Below are 10,819 nucleotides of genomic sequence, written 5' to 3' on the forward strand. Positions count from 1 at the left end.
GACAGAAAGTGCAAGATCGGCGGGGCGGGGGTGGGGGGCGCGGGCGAGGGCGCGGGCGGGGGGCGGGGGGCGGGGGGCGGCCGCTGGGAGTTGGTTTAGGACTGCGGGGTGAAGCCTCGGGGGAGTTCCAGGCGGTGCCTTGCCAGCAGGGGAGCGTCGTTGAGCAGGGTGTTGGTGGGGGCGTCGGCGACGATCCGGCCGTCGTCCAGGATCACCGAGCGCTCGCACAGCTCCGCCGCGTACGGCAGGTCGTGCGTGACCATCAGCAGGGTCACCGGCAGGTCGCGCAGGATCTCGGCGAGCTCCCGACGGGCCGCCGGGTCCAGGTTCGACGACGGCTCGTCGAGCACCAGGATCTCCGGGTGCATGGCGAGCACCGTGGCCACCGCCACCCGGCGACGCTGCCCGAACGACAGGTGCTGCGGGGCCCGTTCCCGATGCTCGCTCATCCCCACAGCGGCGAGCGCCTCGTCCACCCGGGCGGCCAGCTCGGCCCCGCGCAGACCCAGGTTCGCCGGCCCGAACGCCACGTCCTCCGCAACCGTGGGCAGGAACAACTGGTCGTCCGGGTCCTGGAAGACGATGCCCACCCGGCGGCGCACCTCGGCCAGGGTGGTCCGATCCGGGGTGACCGTCAGCCCGCCGACGCTCACACTGCCCTCGGTCGGGGTGAGGATGCCGTTGAGGTGCAGCACCAGCGTGGTCTTGCCGGCGCCGTTGGGCCCGAGCAGCGCCACCCGGTCGCCCCGCGGCACGGTCAGGTCGACCCCCTGAAGGGCGACGTGCCCGTCCGGGTACGCGTAACGAACACCCCGAACGTCCAGCGAGACAGCGGTCTGCACGACACCGATCATGACAGCACGACGGCGGTGGCGGCGATGGAGGCCGCCAACACCGGAACGGTCGCCGCGACCAGCCAATGACCGGCGCTCGCCGCACCCTCGCCCTGCCACACGGCAGGCATCCGCCCGGTGTAGCCCCGGGACAGCATCGCCAGATAGACCCGCTCGCCACGCTCGAAGGCACGCAGGAACAACGCCCCGATCCCGGCCGCGAAGCCGCGCAGCTGCCACAGGAAGCGCGGGTCGTCGCCCCGCGAGATCCGGGCCACCCGCATCCGCCGCGCCTCACCGACCAGCACGTCGAGGTAGCGCAGCATGAACGTGGCGATCTGGGTGAGCACCTGCGGGCAGTGCAACCGGTCCAGCCCCACGATCAGGTCCCGGGTGGTGGTGGTCGCGGCCAGCAGCAGCGAGGCGAGCACCCCCAGCGTGCCCTTGGCCAGGATGTTCCACGCGCCGTGCAGCCCGTCCTCGGACAGCCGCAGGCCGAGCACCTCGACCCGGTCGCCGCTGCCGAGGAACGGCAGGGCGACAGCGAACAGCACGAACGGCAGCTCGATCAACGCTCGGCTGAGCAACCACCGTGGGCCCACCCGGGCCAGCGCCGCCACCGCCGCCACCAGCACGGCGTACGCGCCGAAGGCCCAGAACGCCTCGCGTGGGGTGGCCACCACGGCGAGGGTGAAGACCACCATCGCCACGATCTTGACCTCGGGCGGGAGCCGGTGCACCGGCGAGTCCGACTCGCGGTACAGCACGTGCCCGTGACCGGCCCCCATCCGCGTACCCCTGCTCAGCTGGCCGCGTCGGCGCGACGCCGGATGTCGCCGGACGTCGCGGGGTCACCCTCGGTGGGCGTCGCCGCGTCAGCGCCGGTCGGTGTGCCGCCTCGACGGCGCAGCAGCCAGAACCCGCCGGCCCCGATCGCGAAGGTGACCAGTACCCCGAGCACCCCGGAGAGGCCGGTGGAGACGAAGCTGTTCCGCACGCCCCGTACGCCGTAGTCGGCGAGCGGGCTGTCGGCCAACTCGTGGTCACGGGCCTGCTGGGCCGGGCAGCTGCCCCCGACGATGTTGTCGTCGGCGTCGACGGTGCAGCCCTTGAGCAGGGACGAGTCCAGCCCATCCGGGTGGGAGGAGGCGTAGTTGCTCACCACGCCGGCGAGCAGCAGGGCGACCAGCAGGCCGCCGGCCAGGAAGGCCCAGGAGCGGTTCTTCATCGGACACCTCCGGCGACCGGGACGGCGGGGGCGGCGGGCGCGCGCAGCGAACGCAGCGCGTACACCAGGTCGGGGCGCACCTTCGCGACGGTGAGCACCGTGGTCGCGGTGATCAGGCCCTCGCCGATGCCGATCAACAGGTGGACGCCGGCCATCGTGCCGGCCAGGCCACCCAGGTTGTTGCCCAGGTCGGTGGTGCCACCCAGCCAGTACTCCAGGACGAAGCCCTGCGACGCCACCACCACGCTGAGCGTCGCGGCGACGAAAGCGGTCACTGCCAGACCGGCACGCGTGCGGGGCAAGACCCGCAGCAGCAGCGCGATCAGCGCGTACGCCGCGGCGGTGCCGAGCAACGCCATGTTCGTGATGTTGAGGCCGAGCATCGCCACGCCGCCGTCGCCGAAGATCAGTGCCTGTACGACGAGCACCACCGCCACGCAGAGCGCGCCGACCCACGGGCCGACCAACATGGCAGCCAGCGCTCCACCGAGCAGGTGACCACTGACACCGGCCGTGAAGATCGGAAAGTTGAGCATCTGGACGGCGAAGATGAACGCCGCCACCAGGCCGGCCATCGGGGCCAGCCGGTCATCCAGGTCACGCCGGCCGCGCAGAACGCAGGCGGTGAGCGCGGCAAGAGCGAGCGCAGCGAAGATCGCTGCCACGGGACCGTCGATGATCCCGTTCGAGATGTGCATCGCCAGTGTCTCCACGCGACCTCCCACGCGTCAGCGGGCCCAACCGGGCCGGCGTGGGTCAGCCTATTTCCCAAGCATCGTTGTTGCCAGACTCTGGCAACAACGCATGGGCTTGATCACTCCAGGTCAGACCCCGCCAGCCCAACGGTGCTCGGCCGCTCGCCGGCGCGGCGGTAGGGTCGAGGCCATGACCTCGCCCGACCGCCTCTCCCCCGGTGACCCCGCGCCCGAGTTCACCCTCGCCACCGACACCGGCGACCAGCTCTCCCTCGCCGACCTGCGAGGTCGCAAGGTCGTCCTGTACGCCTACCCGGCCGCGATGACCCCCGGCTGCACCAAGCAGGCCTGCGACTTCCGCGACTCGCTCGCCTCACTCCAGGCCGCCGGCTACGAGGTCGTCGGCATCTCCCCGGACAAGCCGGAGAAGCTGGCGAAGTTCCGCGAGCGCGACGCCATCACCTTCCCGCTGGTGTCGGACCCGGACAAGTCGGTGCTGACCGCCTACGGCGCGTACGGCGAGAAGCAGCTCTACGGCAAGACCGTCACCGGCGTGATCCGCTCGACGTTCGTGATCGACGCCGACGGCAAGGTCGAGCGGGCGCTCTACAACGTCAAGGCCACCGGGCACGTCGCCAAGCTCCGCCGCGACCTCGGCCTGGACTGACCTGTCGTACCGGACCGCTACGGTCCGTCAGTGGTTCGATACAAGTACACGCCCGAAGCGCTGGCCGCCGCTGCCGCCGCCGCCCGCAACATCACCGAGGTGATGCGGTTGCTCGGCGTACGCGTCAGCGGTGGCTCGCACGCGCACATCAGCCGACAGCTCAAGCGGTTCGGCATCGACACGTCGCACTTCACTGGTCAGGCACACAATCGAGGCGTGCGATGGCGGCGCATGTCCCCCACAGAGTTGCTGGTAGTGCTGCCGGCCGGTTCCCGCCGAATCCCAGGGATTCGCCTCAAACGCGCCTTGGCGACAATCGGTCTCCCCGAGACGTGCGAGGTGTGCGGCATCGGGTCAACGTGGCAAGGTGCCAGATTGACGCTGCACGTGGACCACATCAATGGCGATTTTCTCGACAACCGGCCACGAAATCTTCGTCTGCTCTGCCCCAATTGCCACAGCCAGACCTCTACATACGCTGGTCAGCGACGGCCTGCACTCGTGGAGCCCGAGGTGGTCTACGATCCTGATGCGGTTACTCCGACCGGCTTCCCGATAGGCAGGCGACTGCCGCGTCGGCTGGAGTGGCCGTGGACGCTGGTGGAGTACAGCTTCAAGGGGCCGTAGCCCAACGGCAGGAGGCATGCGGTTTAGGTCCGCACCAGTGCGGGTTCGAATCCCGTCGGCCCCACATCACCTTTGAGTCGCGACGGATCCTGGCTCGGTCGGAGCCAGGATCGGTTTGTCGGGCGCGTCACTGTCACGGGTCGTGGGCCTGGTCGTTGGGTCAGGATGGCGAGCGTGAGTCTGCGCTTCGTCCTCGATCCTGACCTGACCCCGCAGTTGCGTGCCGAGATCGTCGATCTCTGGGTGGACGTCAGCAACGCCGGCGGCGCTGTTGGTTTCGTGCCACCGGTCACCGCCACCGACGTGCACGTCACCGCCGATCCGACCTTCGCCGGCATCGCCGACGGACCGGACCGGCTGCTGGTCGGTTACTCCGGGGACCGGCTGGCGGCAATGGTGATCTTCAGTGACAACCGTTTTCCGCTCACTGCGCACTGGTGTGTGCTGAAGCGGGTGATGGTCCACCCGGACACCCAGGGTGCCGGCTACGGCTCGGCGCTGATGGTGGAGGCCGCCCGGCTGGGCAGGGCGTTGGGCCACGAGGCGCTGCACGTCACGGTGCGCGACGGGCTGGGGTTGGACAAGTTCTACGGCCGCCTCGGGTATCGGGAGGTCGGCCGGCTGCCGGGCGCGTTGCGGGTGGCCCCCGATGACGACCGGGACGAGATTCTGATGTGGCTCGATCTGACGGTGGCCGACTGAGCGGTCAGCCCTCGCACCACCGGGCGTTGGCCCGGGCCGAGCTGGTGGTCGGCACGTCGGTGGCCGGAGCGCTCGTCCTCGCCACCTCGACCGAGCGACGGGTCGGCGTCGGCGTGACGGCGGGTCGGCTGCTCGACGGTCGGGCCGACGCGGACGGACGACGTGTGGCGGCCCCGGGTGCGTACATCCGGACCGTGCTGTTCTGCACCTGGCCCGGCGCCATCCGGATGCCCCCGACGGTGACCCGGTTGCCGTACACGTCGGTGACCCGGACGTTGAACGGGCCCGGCCCGGCGCCGGAGGCGATCAGCCAGTAGTTGTAGTCCTGCCGGGCGGCCGACTGCCAGGGGTCACTGTCACGCTGCCGGACCTCGACGGACCGCAGCGGGTTGCCGTGGTTGCCGACGCGGACGGCGAACCACCACTGCGACGCGCCCTCCTTGATCCGGAAGGTGAGTGGTCCGGGCAGCGGCGGGTTGACCACCGCGCGGTAGGTGACCGGAACGAGACCCTGGACCGGGTCGGCGATCCGGGCGAACGCCTCGCGGGACAGGTCGAGGTGGCCGGGCTCGCACTCCGGGCACTGGTCCATGATGAGCACCCGGACGGTTCCCTTGGGGCCGACGACGTCGAGGAATCCGCCGCAGGCGGCACCGGCGGAGTATTCCGTCGGACCGAGCGCGACGTAGAGCCGGTTGGCCGGGGCAGCCGGGTTCGAGCAGTTGCCGCCGGCGCCCTTGGAGTCGTAGAAGGTGGCCTTGCCGGTGTGCGTGGCGTTGCCGGTCGGCGGCGCGGCCAGCGTCCGACCGGCGGCGCAGGCCGGGGTGGAGCCGGAGCGCAGGGTGAGGGTGAGCCCGAGCGTCGCCGCGAGGACCGTGACGCCGGTGGCGACCAGCCAGGGCTTCATGCCGGACGACGGCGCGGGCCGGTCCTCTGGAGGATGGTCCAGGTCGATGTTGATGTCGACAGCGCTTCCGTCCGTCACGACGGCGATGCTGCCGGACCCGGCTGGGTGCCGACAAGCGGGCTAAGCCAAAGCTAAGACAGCATCGACGGACGGTGACCGTGGGGTGCCGATTGCTGGTCGGCGGGCCGGTCAGGGCGCGACGGCGATCGGGGCGTCCACCGCCAGCGGTCCGCTGTCGAGTGGCACCAGGTTCAGTCCGAAGAGGAGTTTCTGCTTGACGTTGCGGTGCCGACCGAGGGTGCGCAGCGGCTCCTTGGTGCGTACTCCGGTCTCCTGGTCGGTGGTGGTCACCACGCAGCGGTCGCACGGCCCGGCGGCCTGGAACATCCGGTCGCCGATGCGCAGCCGCCGACCCACCCAGTCGTCCTCGGCCCAGGCCGGCGCACCGTCGACGACCAGGTTGGGTCGGAACCGCGTCATCGGCACCGGTGCCTCCCCCGCCTCGGCCAGCCAGTCGTTGAGGGCGTCGAGGGAGGTGACGTTCGTCAGCAGCACCGGGTAGGCGTCGGCGAAACTGACCTGGTCACCGGTGTCGTGTTCGCGGGTGCCGGCGGCCAGGTGGCGGGTCGGCTGGGCCAGCCAGACCAGTCGGACCGGTCGGCCGAGCAGGGCGCCGAGCCAGTCGTCGGCCGCTTGGCCGGCCGGCAGCGCGGGGACCGGGAAGGTGCGGCTGCGGAAGGTACGGACCGCGACCGGGTCGCCGCCGGCCGGCTCGGGCACGTCGAGGTCGGGTTGCCCGTCGGCGCGCAGCGACAGACCCCCGGGGCGCACGGCGGCGCGCAGGTTGACGAGGCGGGTCGTGTCCCGCTGGGTGACGCCGACCCCGTCGGCGTCCACGACCATCCAGCGTCGGTCGCCGGCCAGGCCCCACTGGTGCACGAACGCGCCGTCGTGGTCGAGCCGGTGACACCCCTTGATGGGGTACGTGTGAATCGAGGTCAGCCGCACCCGGCTACCATGCCACGCCGATCCCGTCGCCCGGGTACCAGTGGTTGGCCGGGCTCTCCCGGTAGGCGAGGAACCGCCGGCCGGTCCGTTCGGCGTGCTCGGCGAGCACGTTGGTGCTGGTGACGTTGTCGGTGAGCAGGATCGCGCCGGGGGCGAGCTTGGGCTCCACGGCGTCGAACTCACGCTTCTCGTGGGCGCGACTGTGGTCGCTGTCGTGCAGGAACAGGTCGACTGGGCGGTCCAGCGCGCCGATCGAGGCGATCGAGTCGCCGATCACCAGGTCGACGACCTCCGACCACGGCGCGACCCGGGCGAGGTAGCCGGCCTCGGGGTTGATGTCCAGCGAGGTGACCCGGCCCGGGTGTCCCTCCTGGGCGTTGCGCAGCAGGGCGGACGCCAGGACGACGCTGCCGAGTCCCTTGTCGACACCGGTCTCGACGACGTGGGTGGGGCGGGTGGCACGGACGATGGCGTACCAGCCGATCCGCCGGGCGTAGCGGATCTCCCTGTCGGCGAGGCCGCGCCGGTCGGAGGCGGCGATCGCCGCCAGGAGGTGCTGGCGCAGGCTGTCGTCCGACTCGATCTCGCCGAGGTACGCGCGTACCTGTTTGACGGGGATGTCGCAGACCACGCTGACGAACCAGGCGAGGTGGTTGCGGCTCAACGAGGTGAGGTCGTACGTGTAGTTGTGGTGCTCGCGGGAGGTCAGCAGCCAGCGCGCCGAGCGGCGCAGCACCTTCGCGTCGTGCCGCGCGATCGTGCGAAGCCGCTTGGGAAAGGCGGCAATCGGGGCGAGTGGGGTACGCGCGACGGCCCGTCGGAGCTTGATTCGATCCACGGGTGCCGTTGTAGCAGGGTTCGGGCGGCAGCGGGAGGGTCCTCGCGAAAGTCGATGGTCACGGTGTTTCCACCCTCCCGCCGGGGCAGCACAATAGGGCCTGGAAAGCGCTCCCGGGCCGGCGTTACCGGCAGTCCGTCCGAACGCAGGGCCGGGTTCGCCGCACCGGTCGGCAGGTATGCGATACCCGAAAGGACGAGGGTGCACGTCAGGAGCGTGCGATCAGTAGCATCGCCGGCATGTCTGGTGCTCAGCGGTACACCGATGCCGACACCGAATTCTTCGACCCACACGCAGTCGATCCGCAGGAGGATGTCCCGGCCGGGGGCAAGCGGCGACGTCGCGGCCCTCGCTGGCGTCGCGTCCTCGTCATCTGCCTGGTAGTCGCAGCGATCCTGGGCGGCGGCAGCATGATCGGTGGTGCCCTCTATCTCCGCTCGGTCGAGAAGGACATCGATCGGGTGGACGCCTTCGCCGACGTTCCGGAGGAGGGGCGTCCGCAGGCGGTGGCCGACGGCGCGATGAACATCCTGATCCTGGGAAGCGATTCCCGCGACCCGGAGAGCACTGGCGGCTCGCGCACGGACACCATCATCGTCGCGCACATCCCGAAGGACCGGGCCAGCGCGCAACTCGTCTCGATTCCTCGGGACACCTGGGTGAACGTGCCGAAGGCCAAGAACGGGGGGCACGGCGGCCGCGATGCGAAGATCAACGCAGCGTACGCCTGGGGTGGCATTCCGCTGATGGTGCAAACAGTCGAATCGTTCACCACGGTGCGAATCGACCACGTCATGATTGTCGACTTCGCTGGCTTCAAGGAAATCATCGACGCCTTGGACGGCGTCGACATCAACGCGGAGAAGTCGTTCACGTCGATCCACCCGCCGTTCCGCAAGTTCGAGCAGGGGGTGCAGCGGATGGACGGTGAGACGGCCCTGGACTACTCCCGCCAGCGCAAACAGTTCGCCGACGGCGACTTCGCCCGTATCCGTCACCAGCAGCAGGTCATCAAGGCCATCCTCGACAAGGCCGTGTCCGGCGGCATCGTCACCAATCCCGGGCGGCTCAACTCCTTCGTCAAGGCGACCTCGAGCGCCGTGGCGGTGGACGAGAAGATGTCGCTCGTCAGTATGGCGACAGACCTGCGGAGCCTTCGCGGCCGTAACCTCACCTTCGTCACCAGCCCGACGAAGGGCACCGGCCGAGTGGGCAGCGAGAGCGTCGTCTTCGCGAACACCGAGAAGGCAAAGACCTTCTACGATGCCGTGCGCCGGGACTCCGTCGACGAGATTCTCGCCAGCGCCAAGTAACACCCGGGCCGGTGGCTGTTGCCGGCCGCCGCCTTGTCTTGAGTTACGGACCGGCCAGGTCAGCCGGCCCTCACGGGGAGGTCCACAATGTCCAATCAGCCCGCCATGTGGCATCGGCCGGTACCGGCCGATGACCGCGACGGCAACGCCACCGATACCCAGGGCGACGGTGAGGGGGACGACGAGGGGAGCCGCGGCGGGAGTCGCCCTCCCGCCTACCAGTTCCCCGGCTACCAACCTGCCGGTTACCAGACTTCCGGCCACCAGACCCCGGCCTTCCCATCGCCCGCCGACCGGCGCTCAACCCTGCCCGCATCGGCACCGCCCGCATCGGCACCGCCCGCATCGGCACCGGCGTCTGCGCCTGCGCCTGCAGAACACGAGCCTCGCGCCGGCCTGGACACGACCGCTGTCCTGCCGTACGCCGGTTCGCGCGCCTCGACCCGGACCCGGTGGCTGCGGGCCTGGATGATGACCGCGCCGGTCGACGTCCTGGCACTGCTGACGCCGCTGCTGGTCACCCAGCAGTACTGGCGCGGCACCCTGGCCATGACGGTCCTGACCGTGATCGTGTTTGCCAGCGGCGGCCTCTACCGGGCACGACGGCACGTGAGCTTCCTCGACGAGGTGCCGAGCCTCTGCGGGCGTCTGCTGGCCGCGGCGTCCGCGGTCGCCATCGTCGCGGCGATGCGTCACGAATCCGCCGAGTACGTCTTCAGCTTCACCCGCGGTGTCGCCGCGTCGGCGGGGCTGGTCATCCTCGGGCGGGCTGTCACCCGCGAATTCGCCATCGTCGCCCGCAAGCGCCGGTGGGTCGAACACAACACGATCATCGTCGGCAGTGGCCCCACCGCCGTCGAACTCGCCCGGCTCCTGCGCCGCTACCCCCAGTACGGCCTGCGCTTCGTGGGTTGTGTCGACACTCCGGACGGCCCGTCGGCGCTGCCGCTGATCGGATCCCTCGACGACCTCGACAGCCTCGTACGGCTGCGCGAGTGCGACGTGGTGATCGTCGCGGACGCGAGCTGCTCCGAGACCTCACTCATGGAGATCCTGGCCCGGCCCCGGACGGCGGAGTGCGACCTGTGGGCTGCCACCCCCCTGTGGGGGTCCCGTTCGCACGGCGACCACATTGGCGCGGTTCCGGTAGTCAGCATCGGCGACATCACGCTCTCCGGCCCACAGTCCGCGCTCAAGCGCGCGTCGGACATCGCGTTCGCCTCGGTGGCGCTGCTCCTGCTGAGCCCGGTGCTCCTCATCTGCGCGGTCGCCACGCTCATCGACGGCGGCCCCGGCATCTTCTTCTACCAGGAGCGCATCGGTCGGCACGGCCGACCTTTCAACATCATCAAGTTCCGGTCCATGCGCCCCGTCGACGAGCACGAGTCGCAGACCAACTGGTCCATCGCCAACGACCGGCGGGTGGGGCCGATCGGCCGGATCATGCGCAGGACCTCCCTCGACGAACTCCCCCAGCTCTGGAACATCCTCCGGGGCGACATGAGCGTGGTCGGCCCCCGACCCGAGCGTCCCTACTTCGTCGAGAAGTTCTCGGCCGAATACCCCCAGTACGCGATGCGCCACCGCGTCCCGGTCGGTCTCACCGGCTTGGCGCAGGTCAGCGGGTTGCGCGGCGACACCCCGATTTCCGACCGGGCCCGCTTCGACAACTTCTACATCGAGAACTGGTCCCTCTGGCTCGACGTCAAGGTGGTGCTCCGTACGGTGACCGAGGTGTTCCGCGCCGGCGGCCGCTGATCCGCCCACGCACCGGCACACCGCCGGGTACGGCCAACGGCCGTACCCGGCGGCCGTGTGCCGGTCGTACCCCCAACGCATGGAGAACGCAATGCCGAACGTATCCGTCGTGATCCCCACCACGGGCCGCCCCAGCATCGCCGACGCGGTGCTCTCCGCCCGCCCCCAAGCAGGCCGCCGCGCTGCACCTCTTCTACGACCGTCACGCCTCGTACTCGACCGCGACGGTATCGAACCTACGAC

General features: G+C 70.2%; 12 protein-coding genes and 1 tRNA gene. 6 read left to right on the top strand and 7 right to left on the bottom strand.

Going from position 1 to position 10,819, the window contains the following annotated elements:
- Window positions 1-95: 95 nt before the first annotated feature.
- From NIE111_RS11465 to NIE111_RS11480, 4 genes are read right to left on the bottom strand one after another with little or no spacing between them, the layout of a single operon-like run.
- Window positions 96-854, bottom strand: coding sequence for an energy-coupling factor ABC transporter ATP-binding protein (locus NIE111_RS11465; protein ID WP_238684401.1), 759 nt, complete (start codon window positions 852-854; stop codon window positions 96-98).
- The gene (gene cbiQ / locus NIE111_RS11470; RefSeq protein WP_238684402.1) at window positions 851-1,621 is read right to left on the bottom strand and encodes a cobalt ECF transporter T component CbiQ; all 771 of its coding nucleotides are present in this window, start codon (window positions 1,619-1,621) and stop codon (window positions 851-853) included. Before cbiQ ends, NIE111_RS11465 begins: the two co-directional genes overlap by 4 nt.
- A gap of 14 nt (window positions 1,622-1,635) precedes the next feature.
- A complete protein-coding gene (locus NIE111_RS11475) occupies window positions 1,636-2,061 on the bottom strand; it encodes a PDGLE domain-containing protein (protein ID WP_238684403.1) in 426 nt (141 codons plus the stop codon).
- Window positions 2,058-2,774: an energy-coupling factor ABC transporter permease gene (locus tag NIE111_RS11480; protein ID WP_112582195.1), complete on the bottom strand. Its 717-nt coding sequence runs from the start codon at window positions 2,772-2,774 to the stop codon at window positions 2,058-2,060. The genes NIE111_RS11475 and NIE111_RS11480 overlap by 4 nt, the downstream gene beginning before the upstream one ends.
- Before the next feature lie 172 nt (window positions 2,775-2,946).
- Here NIE111_RS11480 and bcp point away from each other — a divergent pair, with 172 nt between their 5' ends.
- The 4 genes from bcp (at window position 2,947) to NIE111_RS11500 (ending at window position 4,752) form a co-directional block, all read left to right on the top strand.
- On the top strand, window positions 2,947-3,423 hold the full coding sequence (gene bcp / locus NIE111_RS11485) for a thioredoxin-dependent thiol peroxidase (protein WP_091393498.1): 477 nt from the start codon (window positions 2,947-2,949) through the stop codon (window positions 3,421-3,423).
- Window positions 3,424-3,453: 30 nt separating this feature from the next.
- Window positions 3,454-4,050, top strand: a complete 597-nt coding sequence (locus NIE111_RS11490) for an HNH endonuclease signature motif containing protein (RefSeq protein ID WP_238684404.1) — start codon at window positions 3,454-3,456, stop codon at window positions 4,048-4,050.
- Window positions 4,041-4,114: transfer RNA gene (locus NIE111_RS11495), tRNA-Leu, on the top strand. The genes NIE111_RS11490 and NIE111_RS11495 overlap by 10 nt, the downstream gene beginning before the upstream one ends.
- Before the next feature lie 110 nt (window positions 4,115-4,224).
- Complete coding sequence (locus NIE111_RS11500; protein ID WP_238684405.1) at window positions 4,225-4,752, top strand: GNAT family N-acetyltransferase; 528 nt, start codon at window positions 4,225-4,227, stop codon at window positions 4,750-4,752.
- 4 nt (window positions 4,753-4,756) lie between these two features.
- Here the strand turns inward: NIE111_RS11500 and NIE111_RS11505 are convergent, their stop codons facing one another.
- From NIE111_RS11505 to NIE111_RS11515, 3 genes are all read right to left on the bottom strand, one after another.
- Window positions 4,757-5,737 carry an expansin EXLX1 family cellulose-binding protein gene (locus NIE111_RS11505; RefSeq protein WP_238684406.1) on the bottom strand — a complete coding sequence of 327 codons (981 nt, stop codon included), beginning with the start codon at window positions 5,735-5,737 and terminating at the stop codon, window positions 4,757-4,759.
- A 111-nt stretch (window positions 5,738-5,848) separates the two neighbouring features.
- Window positions 5,849-6,667, bottom strand: a complete 819-nt coding sequence (locus NIE111_RS11510) for an MOSC domain-containing protein (protein ID WP_238684407.1) — start codon at window positions 6,665-6,667, stop codon at window positions 5,849-5,851.
- 4 nt (window positions 6,668-6,671) lie between these two features.
- Window positions 6,672-7,505: an O-methyltransferase gene (locus tag NIE111_RS11515; RefSeq protein WP_238684408.1), complete on the bottom strand. Its 834-nt coding sequence runs from the start codon at window positions 7,503-7,505 to the stop codon at window positions 6,672-6,674.
- A gap of 461 nt (window positions 7,506-7,966) precedes the next feature.
- Here NIE111_RS11515 and NIE111_RS11520 point away from each other — a divergent pair, with 461 nt between their 5' ends.
- Window positions 7,967-8,818: an LCP family protein gene (locus NIE111_RS11520; protein ID WP_308193664.1), complete on the top strand. Its 852-nt coding sequence runs from the start codon at window positions 7,967-7,969 to the stop codon at window positions 8,816-8,818.
- 468 nt (window positions 8,819-9,286) lie between these two features.
- Window positions 9,287-10,576 carry a sugar transferase gene (locus NIE111_RS11525; protein ID WP_238684409.1) on the top strand — a complete coding sequence of 430 codons (1,290 nt, stop codon included), beginning with the start codon at window positions 9,287-9,289 and terminating at the stop codon, window positions 10,574-10,576.
- Window positions 10,577-10,819: the final 243 nt, after the last annotated feature.

Origin of the sequence: Micromonospora hortensis, assembly GCF_022230935.1 — a bacterium.
GTDB lineage: Bacteria > Actinomycetota > Actinomycetes > Mycobacteriales > Micromonosporaceae > Micromonospora > Micromonospora hortensis.

Coding starts and splice junctions, on each gene's coding strand:
- bcp (WP_091393498.1), top strand. CDS start 2,947: ATGACCTCGCCCGACCGCCTCTCCCCCGGTGACCCCGCGCCCGAGTTC.
- cbiQ (WP_238684402.1), bottom strand. CDS start 1,621: ATGGGGGCCGGTCACGGGCACGTGCTGTACCGCGAGTCGGACTCGCCG.
- NIE111_RS11475 (WP_238684403.1), bottom strand. CDS start 2,061: ATGAAGAACCGCTCCTGGGCCTTCCTGGCCGGCGGCCTGCTGGTCGCC.
- NIE111_RS11465 (WP_238684401.1), bottom strand. CDS start 854: ATGATCGGTGTCGTGCAGACCGCTGTCTCGCTGGACGTTCGGGGTGTT.
- NIE111_RS11525 (WP_238684409.1), top strand. CDS start 9,287: ATGATGACCGCGCCGGTCGACGTCCTGGCACTGCTGACGCCGCTGCTG.